This is a genomic window from Lentimicrobium sp. S6 (genome assembly GCF_013166635.1).
In the GTDB taxonomy this organism is placed as follows: Bacteria; Bacteroidota; Bacteroidia; order Bacteroidales; family UBA12170; genus UBA12170.
This window is the reverse complement of sequence record NZ_JABKBZ010000022.1, coordinates 25,964-52,215: the sequence shown is the minus strand read 5'-3', so window position 1 is coordinate 52,215 and position 26,252 is coordinate 25,964. Positions and strand designations below refer to the sequence as shown.

At 35.3% G+C, this 26,252-nt stretch carries 18 protein-coding genes; 14 read left to right on the top strand and 4 right to left on the bottom strand.

From position 1 onward, the window contains the following. Positions 1–14 precede the first annotated feature (14 nt). Both HNS40_RS09405 and HNS40_RS09400 read left to right on the top strand, forming a co-directional pair. Positions 15–401, top strand: a complete 387-nt coding sequence (locus HNS40_RS09405) for a hypothetical protein (protein ID WP_172280073.1) — start codon at positions 15–17, stop codon at positions 399–401. A gap of 414 nt (positions 402–815) precedes the next feature. After that, positions 816–1,361: an ORF6N domain-containing protein gene (locus HNS40_RS09400; RefSeq protein WP_253916301.1), complete on the top strand. Its 546-nt coding sequence runs from the start codon at positions 816–818 to the stop codon at positions 1,359–1,361. A 272-nt stretch (positions 1,362–1,633) separates the two neighbouring features. Here the strand turns inward: HNS40_RS09400 and HNS40_RS09395 are convergent, their stop codons facing one another. Together HNS40_RS09395 and HNS40_RS09390 are read right to left on the bottom strand one after the other, a co-directional pair. Continuing rightward, positions 1,634–4,531: a TonB-dependent receptor gene (locus HNS40_RS09395; RefSeq protein WP_216663672.1), complete on the bottom strand. Its 2,898-nt coding sequence runs from the start codon at positions 4,529–4,531 to the stop codon at positions 1,634–1,636. 219 nt (positions 4,532–4,750) lie between these two features. Continuing rightward, on the bottom strand, positions 4,751–7,378 hold the full coding sequence (locus HNS40_RS09390) for a valine--tRNA ligase (RefSeq protein ID WP_172280070.1): 2,628 nt from the start codon (positions 7,376–7,378) through the stop codon (positions 4,751–4,753). A 249-nt stretch (positions 7,379–7,627) separates the two neighbouring features. Here HNS40_RS09390 and HNS40_RS09385 point away from each other — a divergent pair, with 249 nt between their 5' ends. From HNS40_RS09385 to HNS40_RS09345, 9 genes are all read left to right on the top strand, one after another. Further along, the gene (locus HNS40_RS09385; protein ID WP_172280063.1) at positions 7,628–8,257 is read left to right on the top strand and encodes a hypothetical protein; all 630 of its coding nucleotides are present in this window, start codon (positions 7,628–7,630) and stop codon (positions 8,255–8,257) included. A 61-nt stretch (positions 8,258–8,318) separates the two neighbouring features. After that, on the top strand, positions 8,319–8,927 hold the full coding sequence (locus HNS40_RS09380) for a hypothetical protein (protein WP_172280062.1): 609 nt from the start codon (positions 8,319–8,321) through the stop codon (positions 8,925–8,927). A 256-nt stretch (positions 8,928–9,183) separates the two neighbouring features. Then, positions 9,184–11,031 carry a response regulator gene (locus HNS40_RS09375; protein ID WP_172280060.1) on the top strand — a complete coding sequence of 616 codons (1,848 nt, stop codon included), beginning with the start codon at positions 9,184–9,186 and terminating at the stop codon, positions 11,029–11,031. A 108-nt stretch (positions 11,032–11,139) separates the two neighbouring features. After that, positions 11,140–11,874: a bifunctional 2-polyprenyl-6-hydroxyphenol methylase/3-demethylubiquinol 3-O-methyltransferase UbiG gene (locus tag HNS40_RS09370; RefSeq protein WP_172280059.1), complete on the top strand. Its 735-nt coding sequence runs from the start codon at positions 11,140–11,142 to the stop codon at positions 11,872–11,874. Beyond that, positions 11,871–13,385 (top strand): NAD(P)H-hydrate dehydratase, encoded by a 1,515-nt coding sequence (locus HNS40_RS09365; protein ID WP_172280056.1) that lies wholly within the window; start codon positions 11,871–11,873, stop codon positions 13,383–13,385. Before HNS40_RS09370 ends, HNS40_RS09365 begins: the two co-directional genes overlap by 4 nt. Next, positions 13,385–14,641 (top strand): folylpolyglutamate synthase/dihydrofolate synthase family protein, encoded by a 1,257-nt coding sequence (locus HNS40_RS09360; protein ID WP_172280054.1) that lies wholly within the window; start codon positions 13,385–13,387, stop codon positions 14,639–14,641. The genes HNS40_RS09365 and HNS40_RS09360 overlap by 1 nt, the downstream gene beginning before the upstream one ends. A gap of 194 nt (positions 14,642–14,835) precedes the next feature. After that, on the top strand, positions 14,836–16,719 hold the full coding sequence (gene rpsA / locus HNS40_RS09355) for a 30S ribosomal protein S1 (protein ID WP_172280052.1): 1,884 nt from the start codon (positions 14,836–14,838) through the stop codon (positions 16,717–16,719). A gap of 171 nt (positions 16,720–16,890) precedes the next feature. Further along, positions 16,891–17,826 carry a helix-hairpin-helix domain-containing protein gene (locus HNS40_RS09350; RefSeq protein ID WP_172280050.1) on the top strand — a complete coding sequence of 312 codons (936 nt, stop codon included), beginning with the start codon at positions 16,891–16,893 and terminating at the stop codon, positions 17,824–17,826. Between the two features lie 59 nt (positions 17,827–17,885). Beyond that, entirely contained in the window at positions 17,886–18,893 is a 1,008-nt protein-coding gene (locus HNS40_RS09345) for a low specificity L-threonine aldolase (protein ID WP_172280048.1), read from the top strand. A 76-nt stretch (positions 18,894–18,969) separates the two neighbouring features. Here HNS40_RS09345 and HNS40_RS09340 read toward each other — a convergent pair whose 3' ends face one another. Both HNS40_RS09340 and HNS40_RS09335 read right to left on the bottom strand, forming a co-directional pair. Next, positions 18,970–21,357: a T9SS type A sorting domain-containing protein gene (locus HNS40_RS09340; protein WP_172280046.1), complete on the bottom strand. Its 2,388-nt coding sequence runs from the start codon at positions 21,355–21,357 to the stop codon at positions 18,970–18,972. 184 nt (positions 21,358–21,541) lie between these two features. Next, positions 21,542–23,875: a T9SS type A sorting domain-containing protein gene (locus HNS40_RS09335; RefSeq protein ID WP_172280044.1), complete on the bottom strand. Its 2,334-nt coding sequence runs from the start codon at positions 23,873–23,875 to the stop codon at positions 21,542–21,544. A 311-nt stretch (positions 23,876–24,186) separates the two neighbouring features. Here HNS40_RS09335 and HNS40_RS09330 point away from each other — a divergent pair, with 311 nt between their 5' ends. The 3 genes from HNS40_RS09330 to HNS40_RS09320 all read left to right on the top strand — a co-directional run bounded on the left by HNS40_RS09330 (position 24,187) and on the right by HNS40_RS09320 (position 26,209). Then, complete coding sequence (locus HNS40_RS09330; protein ID WP_172280042.1) at positions 24,187–24,897, top strand: DNA alkylation repair protein; 711 nt, start codon at positions 24,187–24,189, stop codon at positions 24,895–24,897. Between the two features lie 180 nt (positions 24,898–25,077). After that, positions 25,078–25,455, top strand: coding sequence for a desulfoferrodoxin family protein (locus HNS40_RS09325; protein WP_216663671.1), 378 nt, complete (start codon positions 25,078–25,080; stop codon positions 25,453–25,455). 184 nt (positions 25,456–25,639) lie between these two features. Next, positions 25,640–26,209, top strand: a complete 570-nt coding sequence (locus tag HNS40_RS09320) for an acetate uptake transporter (RefSeq protein ID WP_172280040.1) — start codon at positions 25,640–25,642, stop codon at positions 26,207–26,209. Positions 26,210–26,252: the final 43 nt, after the last annotated feature.

Here is a 26,252-nt window from a genome sequence, read left to right as displayed (position 1 = left end):
ATTTTCATTAACAATTGGTAGAATTTGTAGAGCAGCAGAAGGACATAGCTAACAGATATCCTCAGAGATTTAAAAAAAATGTTTCAAAGAAAATTGTAAAGCAAATAGAGGAGGAGCCAGAAAGCAGACGAGAATGGCTATTGCCATTATTGCAAAAATATTGCGAGCACTTAAAAAGAGAGCAAGAATACAAACTTTGGCAAAGAGGTAATTATGCTAAAGTTATATACACAACAAAGTTCTTTTATGAGAAATTGAATTATATTCACCAGAACCCAGTGCAAGATATGATTGTGGAAAAACCTGAGGAATATTTGTTTAGTTCTGCTCGGAATTATGCTGAATTGCCAAGTGTATTGGATGTGATTTTAGAAACACCTGAATTGAGGGTTTGTAATTGATATATACACTCGGATTGCAAATCCGAGCGAGCTGGAGTATAACATAAGTACGAAAAGCTAATTTCCAAAGTTTTCTATCTTTGTTGGATGTCAGATAAATACAACGTTCACGAACCAGATAAAGCCTATTTTACGACCATGTTCTCGCCTGAGATATGAATTGAATAGATACATTTAGAGTTTTCTTATGTTAAAATACATCTGAATTGAATACTTATGGTTGGTATTTGCACTCGGATTGCAAATCCGAGCGAGCTGGATTCTTAATTTTCATATTAAGCTCTAAAAGGATTTATTAGTGTGTATAGTAAATTCTTATTTTATTATCTTTGAATAATAATTCAATATAGTCCGATCTTGTGGGTACTTATGTTTATGAATTAAGAGATTAGTCTTGTAAAGCTCATAGTAACGATGGATAAAGATAAAACAGTTATGAATCAAGAAGCATTAATAGCTAGTAAGATAATAAAAATAAGAGAGGAAAGAGTTTTGCTTGATGTTCATCTTGCTGAGTTTTATGGTATTGAAACAAGAGCTTTAAAACAGGCTGTAAGAAGAAATAGGGAACGTTTTCCTGATGATTTTATGTATGAATTAACCGAAACTGATATTGAGGATGTGGTATCACAAAATGTGATACCTTCTAAAAGACATTTTGGTGGAGCGGTTCCTTTTGCTTTTACAGAGAATGGTGTTGCAATGTTGTCCAGTGTTTTAAATAGTAAAATGGCAATAGATATTAATATAGCAATTATGCGAACATTTACTATGCTTAGGAAAGCATGGTTACAAAATCAAGAAATACTAAAGGAAATATTAGAGATAAAGAAGAAACTTAAGAACCATGATAAAAATATAGAATTGGTGTTTAATTATTTGGATGAACTGTTGGAAGGAAAAGAAAAACAAGAGCCAAGAAGAAAGATAGGTTATAAACTTCCAGAGAAAGGGAAATAGATAGCTATACCAGTTCACTCGGGAATCTTCCTAAATCATAGTGAGCGGAGGGAACGTAACTTATGGTAAGAAAATTGTTTATTATGTCGATATGATAGAATCACCAAGAAATGCTTTAAGACTATTTTTACTAATATGTTTGATATTTGTAGTATCTGTAGTGGTTTATGTTTTTACCACGAGCTAGCAGGGTTTAATTTTTCTTGAAAGATGTAAAAAAAAAATCCCCACGACAAAAGCCATAGGGATTAATAATATTTTAAGCTAAAAGTTTAGATAGTAACTTTAACACCCAAATTGAAGTTAAAAGGAAGACCTAAGTATACTTCAGCAGCTGATCCTGTATGAGGATTTGCGATAACAGTTCTTTTTCTACCTGAATCTTCTGATAACATTCTATCAGTATCAATTCTTTGGAATGAATTATATGCACTATTATCTACTGCATCCTGCACATAAAATGTGTCAAATAAATTGAATGCATGGAAGAAGATATTTACACCTACTTTGCCTTTTAAAGGAAGTTGGTAGTTAGCATGTGCATCAAAAACAGTATATGAAGGAGTTTTCCAGACTTGTTCTGTATCTGTTTCATCATCTCTATTAGCTGGGTTAAAATCAGCATAATGATTAGAGTTATGACGCATGATAAACTGAAGTTTTAATCCTTCTACTGGGAAAATGTCAACCCAAGCAGCAAATTGAGTTTGAGGAGCATCACCAACTTTTAAATCTTTTGTATAAAGATTTAAGTCATAAGTATTATAATCACCATCATCATAAGTTTTAACTTGAGCAGAAACATTATTTAAATATTCCCATTTAGCGAAAGAAGCAATACCACCAATACCTACTAATTTAATAGGACGGTAATTCGCTTCTAATTCAAAACCTTGGTGTAATTGGTCTAAACCTTTAATAAAAGCAATGCCATTTAAATCTTCAGTAACTCTAATACTACGAGTTAAAGTACGGTCCTGCCACTTGGTATAGTAATAGTTAGCTTTAACAGTTAATTTGTCATCTAGTGTGCTATAAATTGCACCACCTTCAAAAGCAGTAAAGTTTTCGTTTTGTGGGTCTTCAGCAACAGTTCCATCACCATCATCAATAACAGCATCAAAAATAGGTACTTTAGATATTATACCTACATTGGCAAATACTGAGAATGTTTCGTTGATATTGTAATTAACACCACCTTTAATTTGATATCCACCAATCCAATCAGTATTGGCTTGTAAATTTCCACTATTTACATCAGGAATCATTATTGGATTGCCGTCATCATCAACGCCATCTTGTATTTCAGATGCGGTTTTGAAATGGTCGAGGAAGTTATACTTGATTACAGAGTAACCAGCAGTTCCGTAGAATGAGAATTTCTCAGTAGAATATTCAGCTTGGACATAACCACCAAACCAATCAACAGTATTGGTATTATTATAAGCGATTTTATCACCTAAACCTAAACCTAACTGAGAACCAAAATCATTTCTTGTATATTTATCATCATAAGATTGAAGACCTAATAAATCTCTAACTTCACGGTAATGGTCAATCTCAGCAGTTCTCCAATCTACACCAAATTGCATTTTGAATTTCTCAGTGAAATCAACTTTAACTTTAGAAATAGCACCTACAGTCCACTGATTGTTAACAGAGTTTCTTAAGATACCTTGATTTCCGTAGTTTTCATCTTCAGGGTTTGAGTTTTGGGAAATAGTAGAATTCCAGTCTGGAGTTCTTGAAGGACCAGCATAATCATACTGAATTTTACCATATGTACCAGTACCACCACCAGTACCACCAGAATAATATAAAGTAGTAAATTGAGATACTTTATCACTCCATTGAGCATACCAGTTTAAGTTAGCCAATGGCTTGTGGAAATAGTTTTCTCTTTCATTAATATAACCAGAATTATATCTGTCACGTGCAGATTTACCATTCCAACTTTGTTGGCCTGTATAGCTTTCGTTTACAGGACCCCAGTTTTCATTATATAATCTTCCTGCATCAGCCTGAGGAAATGCGTCTGTAGCATATTCTGTACCCGATTCGCTATAAACTCCCCAATCTTTTAGTTTTTGAATTTCTTCATCCGTATACTTGCTGTAATCATATGTATAGGAATTATCATCACCGTAAATATCTTTCGCATAATCGGTATCGTAAGCACCAGCATTTTGCTTATAAAGGTTTTGTCCGTGACGCTGAGTAGCACCAACAGCATAAATTTCTAAGCGATGATTTTTATTAATATTATAAGCTGCACCTAGATAATAAGTCCATGCATCGGTCCAAGTTTTGTCAATTACACCTTGTCCTGTTTTCTTACCAACAGCAGCACTAACAGCAAATTTATTATTGATTAAACCAGAGTGACCAGAAAGAGTAGTTTTGAAGAACTGTCCAGAACCAACTTCGAATTTAGCAGAACCACCTAATTTGTGAGCCGCAGGGTCAGTAAGGATATTCATAGTACCACCAACAGAAGGAGTAGCTAAGTTAATAGCAGATAAACCTCTTTGCATTTGGATAGAAGAGGTAGCATCAGCAACACCATCCCAGTTAGACCAATATACCCAACCGTTTTCCATATCATTAATTGGAACACCGTTCACCATAATGGCTACGTTTCTTTGGTTAAATCCACGAACGTTGATACGAGCATCTCCAGCTCCACCACCCTGAGGAGTAGCATATACCGAAGGAGTATTGTTCATAACCATAGGAAGGTCTCTAGAACCCAAGTTCTCTTCTAATTGTTTCTTAGAAACATTAGAAATAGCAACTGGAGTTTCTCTTTCCTTAGCACGGTCAGCGATAATCTCTAAACCAGCCATACCAATAGCTTTACCCTGAAGTAAAACTTTACCTAAATTTTTAGTTTCCCCATTAGCAACGTCAATGTCCATAACAACATCTTCGAAACCAACATAACTAATCACAACTTTTTGCATTCCTGAAGGAAGATCTAGAGTGAAAACTCCGTCCATATCAGTAGTAGCACCAGTAGTTGTACCTTCTAAAACAACAGAAGCACCAATTAATGGTTCGCCAGTCATGTCGTCTTTAATTTTTCCTGTTAGAGTACCTTGAGCGAATAATCCGCCAGTAAATAGCGCCATCACTGCAATCAAAGTAAACTTTTGTAACATTTTTCTCATAAACTTTTGATTTTAGAAATTTGATGTAAAATTATAAATTATTTTTAACATTTTTTAAGTGTTCATAAATATTCATAAGTTTGAATATCTATAAGGTTTTTGGTTTTACTTTAGAGCGGCAAATATGCCGGTTTATCTCATGTTCTATGTTAAATCAAGATTAATTTTCAAAGAAAAAAACCTATCAAAAATTTACATTTAGATAGGCTCTCCTTCTTATTATTTCTTAAATGAAGCAATCATTTCGTTTATCTTGGATATTTTATCGGCTGCATCGGCTCGTTTTTTCTTTTCTATCTCCACCACTTGAGCTGGAGCATTATTTACGAATCGTTCGTTGCCGAGTTTTTTATCAACCGATTTGATAAATCCTTCTTGATATTTCAAATCCTGTTCCAACTTGGCAATCTCAGCTTCCACATCAATATTTTCCGAAAGTGGAATGAAATACTCATCAGAACCTACCATAAAACTCAATGCAGCTCCAGGTTTCTCATCAACTTTTTCAAATGCTTCAATATTCCCCAGTTTATTGATAACAGCCGCAAAAGCATGTTGATTGAGCTCCCCTTGTGTATATTGTAATTGTAAAGCTTCCTTTTGAGGAATATTTTTCTCTTTTCTTACTTTTCTAATATTATTGACTACCTCAGCAGCTTCTTCATAAGCTTTGATAATATCAGTAGCAATATCTGTACTTTTTGGCATATCACTGATAATGATATCGTCACCTTCTTTTCTTTCTGCCAATAAATGCCATATCTCTTCTGTAAGGAAGGGCATAAATGGATGAAGAATCTTCATGAGTTTCTCAAAAATGAGGATGGTTTCATTATAAGTGCTTGCGTCAATGGCTTTTTGATAAGGTGGCTTGATGATTTCGAGGTAATTAGAACAGAAATCGTCCCAAACCAACCTGTATGCTGACATTAGAGCATCAGAAAGTCTGTATTTGCTAAAGTTATCCTCCATGGATTCTAAGCTCTGATTGATACGAGCATGCATCCAATCGATTCCTACTTTTGCAGCTTCGGCTTGTTCTTTCTCTTCCACTTCCCAGCCTTTCACTAATCTGAGGGCATTCCATATCTTATTAGAGAAATTTCTTCCTTGCTCACAAAGCGACTCGTCAAATGGTAAGTCGTTACCCGCTGGAGAGGTGAGTAGCATTCCAACTCTTACACCATCAGCTCCATATTCTTCCATTAATTTAATAGGGTCGGGGCTGTTTCCTAAAGATTTACTCATCTTACGACCCAGCTTATCTCTTACAATACCCGTGAAATATACATTCTTGAATGGAATTTCTTGTTTATACTCCAATCCACTCATGATCATTCTAGCTACCCAGAAGAATAAAATCTCTGGTGCGGTAACCAAATCGTTGGTTGGATAATAATATTGTATGTCTTTATTGTCAGGGTTTCTGATTCCATCAAAAACAGAGATGGGCCATAACCAGCTAGAGAACCAAGTGTCTAAAACATCCTCGTCTTGCTTTACATCATCAATAGTAATATCTGCTAATTCTGGATATTTAGCTTTTGCTTTTTCAAGAGCCTCCTCCGCAGATTTTGCTACGACTTCTTCTTTGTTTGGAAGATAATAAACCGGAATTTGCTGTCCCCACCACAGTTGACGAGAAATATTCCAATCTTTTACATTCTCCATCCAGTGGCGATAAGTATTCTTAACGTTGGCTGGATAAAATTGTACGGTGTCGTTCATCACAATATCAAGAGCAGGCTTGGCCATTTCTTTCATGCTCATAAACCACTGTAATGATAATTTTGGTTCGATAACAGCATTGGTTCTTTCAGAGAATCCTACCTTATTGGTATAATCTTCTTCTTTCACCATGAAGCCTTTTTCTTGGAGCTCTTTGCTGATTTTCTTTCTCACTTCAAAACGATCTTCGCCAATATATAATTCAGCTGCTTCGTTTAAAGTTCCATTATCATTAAATATATTGATGGTATCTAATTTATGCTTGATACCTAAAGTATAATCATTGATGTCGTGTGCAGGAGTAATTTTTAAACAACCGGTTCCAAATTCTCTATCCACATATTCATCTTGAATAACAGGAATAGCTCTATTAATTAAAGGAACAATTACTTTCTTTCCTCTTAAGTGAACAAAACGCTCATCCTCGGGGTGAATACAAACTGCAGTATCTCCTAATATAGTTTCAGGACGAGTAGTCGCAATAGTTACCCATTCATCTTCGCCTTCTACTTGATATTTGATATAATATAGTTTGGATTGAACTTCTTTATGAATCACTTCTTCATCAGAAAGAGCAGTAAGTGCTGATGGATCCCAATTCACCATTCTCACACCTCTGTAGATAAGTCCTTTATCGTAAAGGTCGATAAATACATCGATTACAGATTCATATAAATCCTCATCCATGGTGAATTTAGTTCTTTCCCAATCGCAACTAGCGCCTAGTTTCTTTAATTGTTCAAGAATGATTCCGCCATGTTTTTCTTTCCATTCCCAAGCATGCTCCAAAAACTCATCTCTACTGAGGTCATTTTTCGCGATTCCTTTTTCTTTCAAATGGTTGACCACTTTGGCTTCTGTAGCTATAGATGCATGATCGGTTCCAGGAACCCAACAGGCGTTTTTACCTTGCATTCTGGCTCTTCTAACCAAAACATCTTGAATAGTATTATTGAGCATATGACCCATATGCAATACACCAGTAACATTAGGAGGAGGGATTACTATTGTAAAAGCTTCTCTATCGTCTGGTTCTGAGTGGAAGTAGTTTTGCTCCAGCCACCATTTATACCATTTGTTCTCAACCTCTTGGGGTTGATATCTTGAAGGAATGTCCATATCGTAATATTTAAGGGCGCAAAAATAGTAATTTTTTCGGCTGAAAAATAGGCTTATTTTTGGTCGAAGTGTAGCTTTTTTAAACCCTTTGCGTCTGATAGAAAGATGAATTGATTTTTTAATGAAATATTTGCAAGAAGAGTTTAAAAAAATGAGTGGTGGATGATCATTTTTTTTATTGGGAATTTTTTAAAAAAAGCAACCCTAAATAAATCTTCTTGTTCTTGTTTTTAAACAAACTCTTAAGAAATGAAAATAACCAAACAATATTTAATTCTAGTATTCCTATCATTAACCATGGGATGGAGCCTTCATGCGCAAGAAGTAGATGTATTCAAATCCAAAGACATGGTATTTTATGGTTTAGATTTTACTCAAGCTCGTTTTACTGGTGGTTCTGGACTTACTAGCCCAGCCAGTATGCAAGATAAATATATGCCTGCATTAAATGAGTTAATGATGGATGAACGAAAGCGCTATGATGTGGCAAAAAGCTATAAAAAGAAAAATGTAGAGTATAATTTTTATAGAGCAGATGATCTTAATGCAGCCTTTGATGTTTATGATCATTATGTGAATGGCAAAATAGAAAACTTGAGTGAAGAGCAGATTCAATCGGTTGTCCAAAATTATAAAGATGAGAAGCACAGCGGTCTTGGTTTAGTGTATATTATAGATGAGGTCAGCCACGGAAATAATCTGATAAGCATTCAAATCGTATTTTTCGATATTGATACACAAGAGGTATTATTAGTGAAACGAGCAAGAGGAGGAATGAAAGGTTTCAGCATCAGAAATTATTATGCAGGTGGAATTCGACAAATCATTAAAGAGTCTCAAGAGTTTTATGAGAAATGGGAAAAACAGGCTGAAAACTAAAACTTTTGTTAAGCGATTTTGATTTTGTAAATTTTCTTAAATTTGAGCAAAACTTTATCAAATGAAAAAGATTCTCATCGTATTATTGTTTGCATTCTCTTTATTTAGTTATTCACAATCCGTTTCTGATGTTTTTGAATATAAAGCGGTTACTTTTTATGGTTTAGATTTTACCCATGCTAAATGCGTAGGTCTTGGAGAGTTTCCAGGTGGTGCTGAGATGGTGAATTATTATTATCCAACATGGAATAAAATGTTTTCTGAAGGAAAGAAAAATATTCCCATTGGCGCTCCATACAAAAAAAAGAGGGTGGAATATGATACTGCGGTTTATGAATTGAACCGAATGATCCCATTTGATGAGATAATCCAGGCTGAAAATTTTATTTTCAAGAAGTCCCAAATTGAAGGTTTTATTGAGAAATATTCAAGTTCAGAAAAAGCCGGTTTAGGTTTGGTCTATATGGTAGAATCTTTAAATGCTACTAATGAATATGCATCTATTTGGGTAGTTTTCTTTGATATTGGTACGGGTAAAGTATTGATAAGTGAGCCTACAAGAGCAGAAGGAAAAGGCAGGAAATTTGAAGATTATTGGACATCAGCCATCATCAGAATCTATGATACTAGCCGCGATGATTATAAAACTTGGATGAAATTTTATAATTAATGATAGAATGGTAGTATAGACCCAACCTTAGAAGGTTGTTCAATCGCTTTGACTCCCAGTCCCCAGGTCTCCCAATTTAGACTTTTTCTGGCTTTCTCAATCGCTTTTTATTTTCTATTTTCTTTTTTGGAATTAATTGATTATATTTGGATTAACACTAACAACTATTTAGAATAGAGCAATTTTGATTGTCAAAGAGCTTTATAGAATAGGGTTGGTAAAAACCATTTAATGAACAATTCTGAAAAATAATATTATGAGTATAAATGTACAGCGCCTTGAAACCAAAATTAAGCCAGATCCAAAAAGAGTGATCACTAAATTTTCATTTCCTAAATCAAAAGAGAGAGCAAAAATACTAATCAAGCGTGTATTGGGTTTGAATGAAAATGAAGCTAGTATCACACTTCAGCAAACACTTCGCTTGTTTTCCAATCGGCATATAAATATCTCAAATATTTTTAAAGCTAATTATAATCACATTTTGCCTTTGATAGAGGAGCTGGGGATTTCTAATGATGCTTTACCTGAATCCAAGCAGCTGTTGATTGGAGCTTATTTCACCAAAGAACAGTCTATTGAATCAAAATCTATTTGTAACCCTAGTATGGTGGAAGCTCCTGATCAAACCGACTTACTTAGAGGTCAGAAAAGAGTTGTCATTAGCCTAAGAGGCGTTGGTGAAGATGGTATCAGCAATTTGATATTTAGAGAAGGAATATTAAATAAAGATGGCAGTTTAGAATTGGAGGAAATGGGAAGGGTTGTAGCTTTGCCAGAGAGAATTAGCAGTAAAACCTATGAGAAAAAACACTTCCTAGATTCCGTAAAAAAATCTGAGGCTTTTTCAGACCATGAAAATTATATAGAGGCTATTCTTCCCAAAGAGTTTGATTATAATCACCTGACTCAAATTATTGATGATGCTAAATTAGAATCTAGAGATAGTGACGAGCGTTTGCAGGCTTTGGATTTTCTTTTTTCATTAGCAGAAATAAACTATGAAACCACATTTTCATTAGATACTACTTTGTCCGAAAGAGTTTTGTTTCCCAATACGGCTTCGGAATCACAAGGTATAGAGGATGCTAGATTTGTAAAATACACTAATAATGCTGGAGTTGTCAGTTATATAGCCACTTATAATGCCAATGATGGGGAAGAGGTTTTGCCACATATGATTGAAACCTATGATTTCTACCATTTTACCATGATGCCCTTGCACGGAATCGGTGCCCATCAGAAAGGAATGGCATTATTCCCTAGAAAGATAAAAGGTGATTATGTCATGATTAGTCGCTTAGATGGTATTAATAATTATATCCTTTTCTCCGATGATATCAATAAATGGGAGGAGTCACACTTACTTCACGAGCCTAAATTCGCATGGGAAAGTAATCAGGTAGGAAATGTTGGCTCGCCCATAGAAACAGAAAAAGGATGGTTGTTATTAACATATGGAGTAGGAGTGATGCGTCAATATGTAATTGGTGCTGTGTTATTGGATCTCGAAAACCCACGAAAAGTGATTGCTCGTCTAAAGGAGCCATTATTAAAAGCAAATTCAGTGGAGCGAGAAGGTGGAGTGCCCAATGTTGTTTACAGTTGCGGAGCCATGGTAAACGATGATAAATTGATTATTCCTTATGGAGTTTCAGATACTTCTTCTGCTTTCGCTTATGTTTATCTTCAAGATATTTGGGATTTAATGATTCCTGAACATGGAGTCGATTATGATAGTCAATCGGCACATATTTTATTGGTGGAGGATGATAAGATAAATCAGAAAGTAGTAACTGCTGTTTTAGAAACGAAAAACATTCGGGTGACGGTAGCTTCTGATGGGGTAAACGCTCTGATGGAATTGGCTCAAGGAAACATAGATGTGGTATTGTCTGATATTAATATGCCTAATTTTGATGGCTTCCAGTTATTAAAATACATGACGGAGAAAAAAATAGATGTTCCTGTAATATTCTTGACAGGATTGCAAGATGCTTCTCTTGAACTTAAGAGTTTACAAATGGGTGCAGTAGATTATATTAGAAAACCTGTGGATAGAGAATTATTGCTACTGAAGCTGGAAAAGATTATTGGGTTTTAGTGGATTGATTTTGATTAATCAGCTCTTCATTATGAAGGGCTTTTTTTATCTTAAATTTTTCTGAACTTAAACTCATATTCTATTAATTTTGCCAGATATTTTGTGATTATGGGAAAAAGAGTAAAGGCAATGGACGATATCATGGGGCAAGCATTAATGGAAGAACACCTTCACAAGAATAATGTGCCATTGATAGTGAGAACCAGTGTGAGTGAAGATGAGGAATATGAAACAGCTTATTTTTTTAGGAATTTCGATGAAATGCCTGAGCTGGAGCAAAAAGCCATTCAGTTATCCAAAGGAAAAGTATTAGACGTGGGTGCTGGTACTGGTATTCATGCATTAGCACTACAGAAATTAGGTTTGGAATGTCACGCCATTGATATCAGTGAGTTGAGTGTTCAGATTATGGAGGAAAGAGGAGTGGAGAATGCTATTTGTCAAGACTTTTTTGAACTCAATGACCAAAAATACGATACTATCTTGTTTTTAATGAATGGAATTGGTTTGGTCGAAAACTTCGATGGCTTCGGGAAATTCTTTTCTCAATGCAAAAAACTTCTTAACAAGGACGGGCAAATAATATTTGACTCCTCCGATTTAATCTATCTGTTTGAAGAAGAGGATGGTTCTTTTATGATAGATCTTAACGACCATTATTATGGAGAAGTAGAATTTCAAGTGGAATATCAAGGAATCCCATCCAAGCCTTTTCCGTGGCTTTTTATCGACTTCGATAATTTGCAGAATTTAGCTGAACGCCATGGATTTCAGGCTGAATTATTGCAAAGAGGCGCACACTACGATTATTTGGCTCGTATCACTTTAAATTTAGATTTATGATTCAAAAAATATTTTCAATAGAACAAATCAGGATGGTTGATCAATACACGATTGAACATGAGCCTGTTGCTTCTATTGATTTAATGGAAAGAGCGGCTAAAGAATGTGTGCTCTGGTTAAAGCAAAAAGCACAAATAAATCAAGAGTTTGCCATTTTCTGTGGGCCAGGAAATAATGGAGGAGATGGATTGGTCATTGCCCGGTTATTAGCTGAGGATGGCTACGGAGTAAAAGTTTTTGTGCTGAATTTAAACGATCGTTTTTCTGATGATTTCTCTATTAATTATGAGCGATTAAAGTCTATTGAGTATATTCAGTTATTCGAGTGGAAGGAGATGCCAAATGAGTTTCCTGAGTTTTCTGCTGATACAATTATTATAGATGCTGTTTTCGGAAGTGGTCTTTCAAAACCTTTAAAAGGCTTTTCAGCTCAAGTCATCAAGAAACTCAATGAATGCCATCATATAAAAGTGGCAATAGATATCCCAAGTGGATTGTTTGCCGATAAAGCTATGGAAAGCCTAAAAGACATGGTCTTCTTTGCGGATTATACATTGAGCTTTCAGTTTCCCAAGTTGAGCTTTCTATTACCAGAAAATGAATTATATGTAGGGCAATGGAATCTATTAGATATTGGTTTGTTTCCAGATTATATTTATCAAACTCAAACGCCTTATTATTATCTTAATGCTGAGTTTGTAACTACGCTTCTAAAAGCAAGAGCCAAATTTAGTCATAAAGGCAGTTTTGGACATTTGTTAATGATTGCCGGGGACCATACAAAAATGGGTGCTGCCATTTTAAGCTCAAAAGCGGCTCTGAGATCTGGAGCGGGATTGGTCACATTACATCATCCCAAAGCATCGGGTCTTTCCCAAAATATGATGCCAGAGTTGATGTCTAGTCCCGATGATAGTGCGGAAGCATTTACTAGCCTACCAGATTTGGCAAAGTATTCAAATATTGCTATTGGCCCAGGATTAGGGACTCGTCAACAAACCGCCAAGGCATTAAAGATGCTCTTGCAGCAAGTGCAGAATCCCATGGTTTTTGATGCCGACGCCATCAATATTTTATCTGATAACAAGACTTGGCTTAGCTTTATTCCAGCTCAATCTGTTTTGACTCCTCATATAAAGGAATTCGACCGCTTATTAGGGAATTCCAAGCATAGTTTTGAGCGCATGGAAAAAGCAAAAGCTTTTAGCAAAAAATATAGTGTATACTTGATATTAAAAGGGGCGCACACCATGGTTTTTACACCCACTTCTAATGTTTATTTCAATTCTACTGGAAATCCAGGAATGGCAACTGGTGGTTCTGGAGATGTTTTAACAGGTATGATTGCAGCGCTGATGGCACAGAAATATTCTTCCTTAGAAGCTAGCTTATTAGCTGTATTCCTTCATGGTTTAGCAGGGGATTTGGCTGCTGAGAAATTAGGTTTTGAGAGTTTGATCGCCAGCGATATTATAGAACATTTAGGGCAAGCATTTAAATTATTATACTAATGAATTACAAAGAATGTTTAAAATGGATGTATGCCCAATTGCCTATATTTCAAAGAATGGGAAAGGCAGCATATAAAGCCAACCTCGACAATACCTATGCTATTATGGAGGTGTTGGATAATCCTCAGAATAAATTCAAATCTATTCATATTGCCGGAACCAATGGAAAAGGGTCTACCTCCCATTTAATCGCTTCAGTTTTTCAAGAAGCGGGTTATAAGACTGGATTATATACTTCACCGCATCTTAAAGACTTTAGAGAAAGAATTCGAATCAATGGTGAAATGATTCCAGAAGCTAAAGTGCTAGATTTCATTGAGGGAAGGCAAAAGAAGTTTGAAGAAATTCAGCCTAGCTTTTTCGAAATGACAGTGGGAATGGCTTTTAAATACTTTGCTGATCAAAAAGTAGATATTGCTATTTTGGAAACTGGAATGGGAGGAAGGCTTGATAGTACTAATATTGTAAATCCTGAACTTTCTGTGATTACAAATATTGCGCTAGACCATACTCAGTTTTTAGGAGATACTATTGGGAAAATTGCTGGTGAAAAAGCAGGAATCATCAAAAAAGAAGTTCCACTTATTATTGGAGAGTTTCATCCAGAAACTTTTAATGTATTTCAAGAAAGAGCGAATGAACTTTCTGCTCCAATGATTTTAGCAGATGAGGTTTATCAAATAGAAAAGTCAGCAGATCAATATAGCATCCTCAAAAATAATCAAATGGTATTAGGTAGTTTGAGTATTCCACTTTTTGGTAATTATCAAAAGAAGAATATCATTACGGCTTTTGCAGCATGTCGACAAGCAGGGATGAGTTTAGAACATATTAAATTAGGTTTTGAGAATGTTTTAGTGAATACCAATTTCACTGGTCGTTGGCAGATTATAGGTAAGGAACCCAAAGTAATAGCAGATACAGCTCATAATGAGGCGGGTTTGTCTTTGGTGATGGAGCAATTATCCCTTGAGAAATACAGAAACCTTCATATGGTAATCAGTGTTGTGGATGATAAAAACCTACAGGAAATATTAAAATACTTCCCTAAAACTGCACAGTATTATTTTTGTAAAGCAGATATTCCCCGCGGCTTAGCCGTAGAGTCCTTGCAAAAACAAGCCGAGGAACTAGGTCTTTTGGGTAAATCTTATTATTCTGTAGCAAAAGCCTGTCAAGCTGCTTTAAAGCAGGCTACTGCCGAAGATTTAGTTTTTATTGGCGGCTCAACCTTTACAGTAGCCGAGGTTCTATAATTTGTTCTCAAAGCTTTGAGAGACAGCATAATTTTCATTAGAAATAACTTGCTTATTCCTATTTATTATTGTAAATTTGCAGCCCCATTCGAAAAAGTGTAAATAATTGATTTTTAACCTGATTTCGAATTTTGAAATGAATGGGGCAAAATAGAAATCGCAAATTTTTGTCTTTTGACAATTTAGTTCAATATATGAGCGAAGACATTAAAAATACTGAAGAGCAAGCTGCTCCTGAGGTACAAGAAGTAAAAGCAACTGAGGTAGTTGCTGAAGAAAAAGTGGTGAAGAAAGCTGAAAAGAAAGCCAAGCCTGCACTTGAAGAAGATTTTAATTGGGATGCTATTGGTAAAAAACAAGAGGTTTATTCATCTGATGATCGTAATAAATTGGAAGATTTATATGGTCAAACATTAAAATCAATTACTGAGCATGAGGTTATTGAAGGTTCTGTTGTAGCTATCAATTCTCGCGAAGTTGTTGTGAATATTGGTTATAAATCTGATGGTCTTATCGCTGCTTCTGAAGTAAGATATAACCCAGATATTAAGATTGGTGATAAAATCGACGTTTACGTTGAGAACCAAGAAAACCTTAAAGGTCAATTACAATTATCTCACAAAAAAGCTAGAATTCTTCAGTCTTGGGATCGCGTTAACGCAGCCCACGATAATGATGAAGTTATTACTGGTTTCGTGAAAAGCCGTACAAAAGGTGGTTTAATTGTTGATGTATTTGGTATTGAGTCATTCTTGCCAGGTTCTCAAATTGATGTGAAGCCAATCCGTGATTACGATATTTATGTTGGAAAGAACATGGAATTCAAAGTGGTTAAGATCAACCATGAATTCAAGAATGTTGTAGTTTCTCATAAAGCACTTATCGAAGACGAATTAGAAGCACAAAAAGCTGAAATCATCGCTAGACTTGAAAAAGGTCAAGTTCTTGAAGGTATCGTTAAGAATATTACTTCTTACGGTGTATTCATTGATTTAGGTGGTGTTGATGGTTTAATCCATATTACTGACCTTAGCTGGGGACGTATTTCTCACCCAGAGGAAATCGTTAAGTTGGACGAGAAAATCAATGTGGTTATCCTTGATTTCGACGAAAACAAAAAACGTATTGCCCTTGGTCTTAAACAATTAACTTCTCACCCATGGGATTCTCTCGATGAGAAACTTGCTGTAAATGATAAAGTTAAAGGTAAAGTAGTTGTTATTGCTGATTATGGTGCATTTATCGAAATTCAGCCAGGTGTTGAAGGTTTGATTCACGTATCAGAAATGAGCTGGTCACAGCATCTTAGAACTGCACACGACTTTGTGAAAGTTGGTGATGAAGTAGAAGCTGTAATCTTAACTCTTGACCGTGAAGAGCGTAAAATGTCTCTTGGAATGAAGCAATTGATTCCAGATCCATGGGCAGATATCGCTACTAAATATCCTGTGAGCTCTAAGCATAAAGCTACAGTTAGAAACTTCACTAACTTCGGTATCTTCGTAGAACTAGAAGAAGGAGTTGATGGTTTAATCCATATCTCTGACTTAAGCTGGTCTAAGAAAATCAAGCATCCTGCTGAATTCACTAAGATTGGTGATTCTTTAGATGTTGTAGTATTAGAAGTAGATGAGGAAAACAGAAGATTATCATTAGGTCATAAACAATTAGAAGAAAATCCTTGGGATGTATTCGAAACTGTTTTTGCAATGAATTCTACTCATAAAGGAACTGTTCTTACTGTTAATGATAAAGGTGCTGTTGTATCTTTACCTTATGGTGTTGAAGGATTCGTTCCAAATCGTCACCTAAAGAAAGAAGATAATACTAAAGTTTCTGTTGATGAAGCATTAGATTTCTTAGTTATCGAATTCTCTAAAGAGAATAAGAAAATCATTCTTTCTCACATTAACACTTGGAAAGCTGAAGACAAAAAGACTTCTGCTCCAAGACGTGAAGGTGGTGGAGGACAAAGCAACGCTGTTAAACGTAATAACGATAGCAACGAAGCTACAACACTTGGTGATATCGCAAGTAGCGAATTAGCAAAATTAAAATCTCAAATGGAAGGAAAATAATCCAACCATTGATTTACATATTAAAGCTCGGATGTGAATCCGGGCTTTTTTTATGCCCCATTGTAAATATTTTAAACGTTTTTTCTTTAAAACACCACGTTGGTTAAATCACTGGCAAAGCTTGCTCATTTACTCAGTAGTTTGCTCCATAAGTTCTTAACTTTGGTGTAGATGAAATTTATCAAGGACTATTTTAATTTCAATAAACGACAAGAAAGAGGTGTGCTCGTTTTGAGTATTATATTTCTTGTCAGCCTGAGTATTAATCACTTTGGCCCGAAATATTTAACAAAAGCTCCAGCTCATTTATCTCATAATACTCCTTTTCTCAATCAACTGAATACTGTAAAATTTGAGGCTGAAAAAGAAAAATCAAAATATAATCCCAAAAGTTCAAATTTTAAGAATCCTCCAGAAAAAATAGCACTTGTTAATTTGTCCTTTTTTGATCCCAATCAAGTAAGCTCAGCGCAATTGCTTAAAATGGGTTTATCAGAATATGTAGTGAGAAATGTGATGAAGTATAGAGATAAAGGAGGTTTTTTTAAAAGTAAAAATGATTTATCAAAAATATATGGAATGGAGGAATCTGTTTTTAAACAATTAGAACCTTATATCAGAATTGAACTTCCAGAACCCAAAAAGGAAAAGGAATTAGAGATAAAGAAGTTGGACAAGTTGGTGATCGCCAAACCCCTCATGAAAGCTCCTCTAGTGGATATAAATACTGCTGATTCCATTCAATTGATCGAGGTAACAGGAATTGGCCCATTCTATGCAGGTGCCATAGTGGAATATCGAAATCGTTTAGGTGGTTACCTTAGGATGGAGCAGTTAAAAGAGCTTTATAAAATGGATGATGAGAAGTATGCTAAGATGATTTTGGGGTTAAAATTAGATACGATTATCATTAAACAAATTCCATTAAATACGGCCGAATTTAAAAGCATTCTTAGGCACCCATATATTGATTATGAAACTACAAAGTATATTGTGAATATGAGAAAACAACTGGGTAAGTTCTCGGCTCTATATCAATTGAAAGATTCTAATTGTTTTCCTGATTCTTTATACCTAAAGTTGGAACCGTATTTATATTTAGATTAGTTGATTATCTGTTTTATATCCACTGTAATTTCTTAATTTTGCCAAAAAAATATGATATTATGAAAGCATTTGCAAGCGATAATTGGGCTGGAGTTCATCCTCAAATAATGGAAGCCTTAATCAAAGCCAATACTGGCCATCAGACAGCTTATGGTGATGATGATTTCACCAAAAAGGCAGACTTGAGATTTAAAGAGATTTTTGGGGCTGATACTAGAACATATTTCGTTTATAATGGTACTGCTGCTAATATTATAGCCCTAGATAGTATATGCCATTCCTTTAATAGTGTGATTTGCAGTGAACATGCTCATATTCATGTTGACGAGTGTGGAGCCATAGAAAAACATGCGGGTGTTAAATTAATTGCTATTCCTTCTGCTGATGGAAAACTACATCCAGAGCAGATTAAAGATTACGTGAAAGCCGATAGAATTCCACATCAAAGCATTCCTGCAGTTATCAGCATTACACAATCTACAGAGATGGGAACAGTTTATTCTGTGGAAGAAATTAAAGCTTTAGCACAGTTGGCACATGATAATGATTTATATCTACATGTGGATGGTGCTAGAATTTCTAATGCTGCAGCAAGTCTTGGATTGAGTTTTAAAGAAATGATTACAGATGCTGGTGTAGATGTGCTTTCTTTTGGAGGAACAAAGAATGGTTTAATGTTTGGAGAGGCAGTTGTTTTCTTGAATCCTCAATTGGGAGAACATGTGGAGCTTTACCGAAAGCAAGGCATGCACTTGGCCAGTAAAATGCGTTATGTAGCGGCTCAGTTTTTGGCATTACTTGAGAATGATCTGTGGAAAACCAATGCTGAGCATTCCAATGCTATGGCTCAGATTCTTGCTCAAAAATTAGATGCTTTTCCACAAATAAGAATCACTCAAGAAGTTCAGTCCAATGGTGTCTGGGCTGTGATGCCAGATGACACTGCTAAAAAATTACTAAAGTCGGGTTTTTTCTATCCTTGGGACCTAAGAGCTTCGGAATATAGAATCATGTGTAGCTGGGATACTACAGAAGAAGATATCGATAAAATGGTGTCTAATTTGTAATTGAATACTTATTTTTAAATAAATGAAAAAGCCCGCTAAATTTATTTTAGCGGGCTTTTATATATTTGCATAGCACTTATTTCTTCACAACTTTCATAGTAGAATTTCCTTTTTCTGTTTGAACATTTACAAAGTAAATACCTGAGATGAAGTTCTTCATATCTATCGACTTAGAATAGGAACTAGTTTTAGCCTTGGCGATTTCACGAAAGATCTCTTTCCCATAACTGGTATAAAGCATATAAGTAAATTCTTCACCATAAGATAAACCATCAATATTTAATGTGAAAATATCATTGGTTGGATTAGGGTAGATACTTAAGTTGCTAGTATTACTCCTTTCTTCAACTCCAACAGTGGTAATATTCAAAGTCATTTCATCACTTTTATTGTCAATACAAGGTTCAGTGATGGCAACTTCAACACTTAATGTTACTTGTCCACTTGAGATGTCTTGAGAACCAGGATTGTAGATAGGTGTCATGATGTTGGAATTACTAAAACTCCCATCACCACTCGTTGTCCACTGAACGCTACCTGTCTCTGTTCCAACAGCTTCTAATTGAAAGGCTTCGGAATCAATAATATTAGCATCCTCTCCCGCATTAATATAAGGTACTATATTTAAATATAAATGGTCGGAAACTTCAATACCATCGAAGCCGGTGGCAGTTAGAGTTAGTGTTGCACCTCCTGTGGCAATATCTTCATTTCCTCTAATATAAGTAGTATTAAACTGATTATGTGGCGAGAATACACCATCTCCATCGGTAGTCCACAGTACCGATAATACACTAGTTCCACTAGCATTGGTTTGAAACTGATTATTAGTACATATGTATCCATCTTCACCAGCTTCAACTGTAGCGCTAATAATCGGGCTAAAGTCAAATTCAGCAATCCACGTGCTCCAGCCATTATATTCTGTGGTATACCAAAATGAAGTATCGTTTGCAGGATCTACATTCATACAAGAATAATCGCCCCATCTGTAGTGGTTTTGTCCATAAGTGCCTGATTTTACTTCAATTTCTTCAATGGTCATTTCACCTAAAGGATCGTTAGTTCTTCTTCCTGAATATCTAATGGAAGGATAAATATCTTCTCCATTCACCACAGAATATCCTATAGCTATATCTCCGTTTGCATTCATGGCAATGGAGCCCATCCAGCGATTAATTCCATCATCAGGTGCATAAGTACCTTCTTGGTATAATTCCCAATTCTCGTTAGTCTTTCTGAACTCATACCACCTAATACCACTTCTGTCAAAAGGACCTCCTCCTTCTGGTTGTGCTAGTACAGAATGATTCACAACCATGGTTTCGTAATCAGTAAACTTTCGGTAAGCCAGTCTATTCATGATCATCCTTCCTAGACCGTCAAGTTTTTGCTCGGTATTTGGTTGGCTAATGAAACCATCATCGTTTGCACTTGGTGTTTCAGTAAAACTAGATACTATAATATTGGGTGTTTGTTTTATTAAGGTAGAATTTGAAGGGTTATCCCAATCGGCAAGTAAGTTCCAGATTTCAATTTCCTGTTCATCATTAATATACATGATAGGGCAGGGGGAGCCTTCTTCAGGATAGTTCTCTCCATCAATATCTGCTGGCATGGTTGAATAATAACCTGGAATATATCCATTGCTATATCCAGGTGTGGTGATCATTTGTGCATCGGGATCACCAATAAGCATTTTCTCCCTTTCAACTACGGTAAGCGCTGCTCCAACAAAATAGAAGCTATCATCCTCTCTTTGGAACATATTATAAGTGGCATAATAACCATCATACCAAACACCCATTTTTGGGTAGTCATTAAATATGGTTCCGAATTCAAAGGCATATAAATAATAAGCTCCAGTAGGGTCGCTTGTTTCCGAAACAGCAAATAGTTCATAGTTTTCAGAGTAATTGTTTTTAGGAGCAAATTGAGTGAGTATCCACCTGTCAGCTTCCTCATCATAAAGAACTATTGGGTCGCCAGAATTACCCCAAGGGCCGCCAGGTAATTGTCCCCAAAGGGTTCCCAAATCGAGTGGGCCTAGTAATTTGGTTCCATCTTTAAGGTATACATTATATTTTGAGTTCACCATCTGTACAAAATGTTCATTACTCACATCACCATCAGTGTCTGGTGGAACAAATCCAGTGCCACCTTGGCCATTGAAGCCAGTTATTGGACCTCTGCTTACTTCTGTTCCATTTTTAGTTTGCACTTGGCCTGGTCTTGCAGATTTATCTGTGTTTTCCCATTTTTGAATATTTAGGAAATTTTTGACTTCTTTTTCAGGTTTGATAGATTCTGCTTTGTCGGGGCTTAATAGGGCTGTTAATTCTGATAAGGGCTTGGTTTTAACAAAAGCTATAGCTTTAGAAGTTTTTGTTTTTACATGATTTATTTGAGCATTAGCACTAGCAAATAGTAAAGCAAAAACGATAAGTATGTAGGTCTGTTTCATAGAAGTGTTTTTTAAAAATGGCGATGTATTTATGATAATGAAAAGTTTAAACTATTCATTATTTCTCCTGAAATTTTAGCAATGATACAAAAAATAGCCTATAAAGTTGATAATTGGGAATTTATTAAATAAAAAGCCCGCTAAATTAAATTTAGCGGGCTTTTAGTATATCTAAAATGAAAGATTATTTCTTAACCACTTTCATTGTAGTGTTTCCGTTTTCAGTTTGAACACTTACAAAGTAAATACCTGCAACAAAGTCAGACATATCAATAACTCTTTCATAAGTATCAGCTTTAGCTGTAGCAATCTGACGATATACTTCTTTACCATAGCTGGTGAAAACCATATAGGTGAATTCTTCACCACTAGTTAAACCATCAACGTTTAAAGTAAAGATATCATTAGTCGGGTTAGGGTAGATAGAGAGTTTGTTTGAAGCTTCTAAATCATTAATACCTACGGTTTGGATAGTTAATAGCATACTGTCATCTTTCTCAGCAACGCAAGGTTCAGTAACTGCTGTTGTAAGAGTTAAGGTAGCATAGCCATTAGCTAGATCTGTTTCACCAGGAGTATAGATAGGAGTCATGATACCAGCATCGCTGAAGGTTCCATCACCACTTGTTGTCCATTCGATGGTTCCTATTGTCGTTCCAGAACCTTCACATGTGAAAGATTCAGTATCCCAAATTGTAGCATCAGAACCAGCATTTGCAGTAGGAACAATGCTTAATACCATGTCATCACTTGAAGTTGTAACACCATCAAAACCAGTAGCAGTAAGAGTTAATGTACATCCTCCGTTTGCTACATCTTGGTTTCCTCTAATATAAGTAACTTCAAAACCATTTGCAGGAGAGAAGAAACCATCACCATCAGTAGTCCATTCCATAGTTAAAATACCAGAACCAGACGCACTTGTCATAAATTGGTCATTTGTGCAGATATAAGCGTCTTCGCCAGCATTAACACTTGGCCCAGATATTCCACCTAAATCATAAGAAGAAATCCATGTTCTCCAACCATTATACTCTGTAGTAAACCAGAATGTAGTATCATCAGCAGGGTCAACGTTAAGACAAGAATAATCTCCCCATCTTTCGAAATTACTTTGAGAAGTGGTTCCAGTTTTAAGTTCAACTTCTTGTATAGTCATTTCTCCTAGTGGATCAGCAGCTAAACGACCGGTATATCTAATAGAAGGGTGAACATCAGTATTATTAGCAACAGAATAAGCAATGGAGATATCTCCTCTACCATTAATTGCTGCAGAGCCCATCCAACGATAAACATCACTATCTGGAGCGTAAGTACCTTCTTGGTATAAAGTCCAGTTTCCACCGTCGTCGTCTTTTCTAAATTCATACCATCTTACACCACATTTTCCGTTGGCATGAACAGTATGGTTGGTTACCATGGAAGCATAAGTATCAAATTTTCTATATGCTAAACGATTCATAATCATTCCGGCAAGAGAATTAAGTCCTTGACCATTAGGCTGAGGAATATTTTGATTGTACTCACTAAAATATGTAGGTACTAAAGTAACCATGAGGTTAAGATAAGAGTTAGAGGTATTTTCCCAATCAGTATGAAAACCATATAATTGGATTGTTTTTGCATTAGTAATAAACATAACTGGACAGTCGTCAGTTTCTAAAGGTAGAGCTTCGCCATCGATATCGGCTGGCATAGTTGAATAGAATCCATTTTTATGAAATGAAATCATTTCAGCATCAGGATCTCCTACTAGCATTTTGTCTCTATCAACAACAGTGATTCTAGAACCCGTGTGACTTCCATTCTGGAACATATTATAAGTAGCATAATAACCATCTCTCCAAACTCCAAGTTTTGGATAGTCATTCATGGTAGTTCCAAAAGAGAAAGCATATAAATGATAAGCTCCAAGAGGATCACTAGTTTCTGAAATAGCGAATAATTCATAATTATTTCCTGAATTAGGAACATAAAATTGAGTAATCATCCATCTTCCAGCATCCTCATCCCATAATACAATAGGGTCACCGTGGTTGGCACCTTGCCAAGGGCCAGGTAGACTCTGCCAAAGTGTACTTAAATTTAATGGGCCTAAAACCTTAGTACCATCTTTAGTGTACACGTTATATTTTGAATTTACTACCTGAATGAAATGTTCATCACTCACATCGCCATCGGTATCAGGGGGGTAAGAGCCAGTTGGGCCTTGACCATTAAATCCAACACCAGGACCGCGGCTTATTCTTTGTCCCATTTTTGATTGTACATTCTCAGTTTCTCTAGAGAAATCTGTATCAGGCCATTTAACAACATCAAGCTTATTCTTATTTTCCTTTTCAACAGGAATAGCATCAATTTTATCAGGGCTTAATCTAGCTGCTAATTCAGATAATGGCTCTGATTTAGCATAGCCAACATTTTTGGCAACCTCAAAGGGTTTAGTCTCATCTACTTGTGCAAGAACAAAAAAAGGACTTACCGCAAATAGTAACAGAAATAATAAATTACGATTCATAGTATGTTTAATTAAATTAATTTTATCTATTTGTTATTCATTCTAAAACAGCTTAGGAGACTAGCTCTAAATAACTATTTTTAGGTGGCAATAATACAAAAAAATATGCCCTAAATAAAGGGATTTTATTTTTAAGTAATATGCTGAATACTATTTTCTTTGCTGTTGTGCAATAGGAAAATAATGCTCATATTGATTCATTCAAAATAATTGTGAAATGGGAGATTTACTTTCTAGACCAGCATTTAACTAAAATAGTTGCCTCTGAGCACTGAAAAACATATACCTTTGCATGAAACAAAAACAAGATTATGACTATTTCAGAGTTTATAGAAGAACTAAAGGGTTTAGCATCTGAAAGCTTGAGGAAAGAATATATAAAGAATGGAGGAAGTGAGAAAGTAATAGGTCTTAAATATACTTATTTACAACATTATAAAAAAGAGTTAGGGAAAAATCATAAATATGCCCTTAAACTTTGGGATACTCAAATTCCAGAGGTTCAGATATTGGCTACCATGTTGGCAGAAGAAGAGAAGCTTACAGGTGAATTATTGGAAAAATGGAATACAGATATTGATTTCTACCTTTTAAGCGATGCTTTCATTGGGAATATTCTGGCCCCATTTAAAGGTAGTTTGCAATTGGCTAATAAATGGATTCATAGTAGTGATGAATATACGCTTCGACATGCTTATTCCATCATATTCATGTTAGCTAAAGAAAATGGATTTATGAAGGATGAAGTCTTTAGCAAATATTTAGACAAGATAGGGGAGGATATTGAGAACGCTCCCAATAGAGCCAAAGAAACCATGCTTTATAGTATTTTAAACATTGGAAGAAGGAGTAAGAAGTTAAATGAGTTGGCCATCGCATTGATGATGAAATTAGGAGGAAGTGTTGCTGTTGATCATGGTTCTACAGGAGGAATTACACCAAATGTTCTAGATATTCTAAAGATTGTAAAAAAAACGGAAGGGTTTATCTTTTTTGCTCCAGGAGATATGCTTAAGACTTAAAAATTAAAATTAAAAACTCCTAAAAATTGTTAATCAAAATCTTAACTTTGACTCTAAATTAAACATTCTAAGGGATATAGTTTTTGTAGTTGCTTATTTAGGTATTTCATTTCTTGTTTTCTTAAGTGGGATTCTTTAAATTTGTAAGCAGAATATAATATTTAATAAAAAAATAAACTGATGAAAATTAACAAGTACGAAGACATTTCTCAGATTGAAAGAGAAGCTAAAAAAGATTATATCGATAGACATTCTGCTTTTGTTTATTGTGATGACAAAGCTGTTGTTGGCGAAAAATTTAAAGTAAAGGTTAAAGTTGGTGATGAGTATAAACATCCAGATGATTTTGATCATTATATCCAGTATGTTCAATTATGGAATAAAGAAACTCAGTTAGCTCAGGCCACTTTTACTGCTGGAGCGCAAGGTTCTGCCCCTTCAAATTTAGAGGTGGATTTCTATATTGTTCCTCAAAAAGGAATGAAGTTAATTGCTCATGCTTACTGTACAAAACACGGTTTATGGCAAAGTGATGAAGTAGAAGTTACTGTAGAATAGTTGTTTTATTGAAAAATATATCAGGGTTATCCATTTCGGGTAACCCTTTTTTTTTATGGTTTTTAGTGACTTAGCTCTTGGCCATCATTACTTAAAAAGAATGAGTATAAACTAGTGTTTATAGTAGTTTCACTGTAGTTTAAACCTATTTTCGCCAGCTGAAAAAATGACTAAAAATTATAGTATGAATAATGGAAAATTGGCTAACCCAGCAGTGATTGGTTTAGCAGGCTTTGGTTTAACTACACTTTTGTTACAATTGCATAATATTGGACTATGTGGTCTAGGGCCAGTGGTAGCCATGGGATTTGTTTTTGGTGGTCTAGCTCAAATGATAGCTGGTTTTATGGAACAGAAAATGGGAAACAACTTTGGGTATGTAGCATTTGTTAGTTTCGGTGCTTTCTGGATTGGTTTAGGTTTTATTTGGATGTCAAACCATTTTGGTGTCTATGCTTCATCTACTACTGATGTAGGTTATTATTTGGTAGTTTGGACTTTATTGGTGGCGATTTTATGGGTTGCCTCTTGGTTTGTCCATTTTGCAATGGCCTTTACTTTTACATTGCTCCTCATAGGGTTCGTTCTTTTAGATCTAGGGCACTTTGGCTTGCCAATATTGAATGTTGTAGCGGGTTACGAATTGATACTTTGTGCTCTAGGTGCTTGGTATATGATGGCGGCAATTGTTATTAATGATGTTGCTGGAAAAGAAATTTTAAAAACTGGTAAACCTTGGATTAATCTTAAATAATTCATGTTGTAAAATACAAAAGAGGAGGGTTTCATTTACGAAA

What these genes read in the sequence shown, in the direction of transcription:
- HNS40_RS09400 (WP_253916301.1), top strand. Translation starts at nt 816, where the DNA reads ATGGATAAAGATAAAACAGTTATGAATCAAGAAGCATTAATAGCTAGT.
- HNS40_RS09395 (WP_216663672.1), bottom strand. Translation starts at nt 4,531, where the DNA reads ATGAGAAAAATGTTACAAAAGTTTACTTTGATTGCAGTGATGGCGCTA.
- HNS40_RS09390 (WP_172280070.1), bottom strand. Translation starts at nt 7,378, where the DNA reads ATGGACATTCCTTCAAGATATCAACCCCAAGAGGTTGAGAACAAATGG.
- HNS40_RS09385 (WP_172280063.1), top strand. Translation starts at nt 7,628, where the DNA reads ATGAAAATAACCAAACAATATTTAATTCTAGTATTCCTATCATTAACC.
- HNS40_RS09380 (WP_172280062.1), top strand. Translation starts at nt 8,319, where the DNA reads ATGAAAAAGATTCTCATCGTATTATTGTTTGCATTCTCTTTATTTAGT.
- HNS40_RS09375 (WP_172280060.1), top strand. Translation starts at nt 9,184, where the DNA reads ATGAGTATAAATGTACAGCGCCTTGAAACCAAAATTAAGCCAGATCCA.
- HNS40_RS09370 (WP_172280059.1), top strand. Translation starts at nt 11,140, where the DNA reads ATGGGAAAAAGAGTAAAGGCAATGGACGATATCATGGGGCAAGCATTA.
- HNS40_RS09365 (WP_172280056.1), top strand. Translation starts at nt 11,871, where the DNA reads ATGATTCAAAAAATATTTTCAATAGAACAAATCAGGATGGTTGATCAA.
- HNS40_RS09360 (WP_172280054.1), top strand. Translation starts at nt 13,385, where the DNA reads ATGAATTACAAAGAATGTTTAAAATGGATGTATGCCCAATTGCCTATA.
- rpsA (WP_172280052.1), top strand. Translation starts at nt 14,836, where the DNA reads ATGAGCGAAGACATTAAAAATACTGAAGAGCAAGCTGCTCCTGAGGTA.
- HNS40_RS09350 (WP_172280050.1), top strand. Translation starts at nt 16,891, where the DNA reads ATGAAATTTATCAAGGACTATTTTAATTTCAATAAACGACAAGAAAGA.
- HNS40_RS09345 (WP_172280048.1), top strand. Translation starts at nt 17,886, where the DNA reads ATGAAAGCATTTGCAAGCGATAATTGGGCTGGAGTTCATCCTCAAATA.
- HNS40_RS09340 (WP_172280046.1), bottom strand. Translation starts at nt 21,357, where the DNA reads ATGAAACAGACCTACATACTTATCGTTTTTGCTTTACTATTTGCTAGT.
- HNS40_RS09335 (WP_172280044.1), bottom strand. Translation starts at nt 23,875, where the DNA reads ATGAATCGTAATTTATTATTTCTGTTACTATTTGCGGTAAGTCCTTTT.
- HNS40_RS09330 (WP_172280042.1), top strand. Translation starts at nt 24,187, where the DNA reads ATGACTATTTCAGAGTTTATAGAAGAACTAAAGGGTTTAGCATCTGAA.
- HNS40_RS09325 (WP_216663671.1), top strand. Translation starts at nt 25,078, where the DNA reads ATGAAAATTAACAAGTACGAAGACATTTCTCAGATTGAAAGAGAAGCT.
- HNS40_RS09320 (WP_172280040.1), top strand. Translation starts at nt 25,640, where the DNA reads ATGAATAATGGAAAATTGGCTAACCCAGCAGTGATTGGTTTAGCAGGC.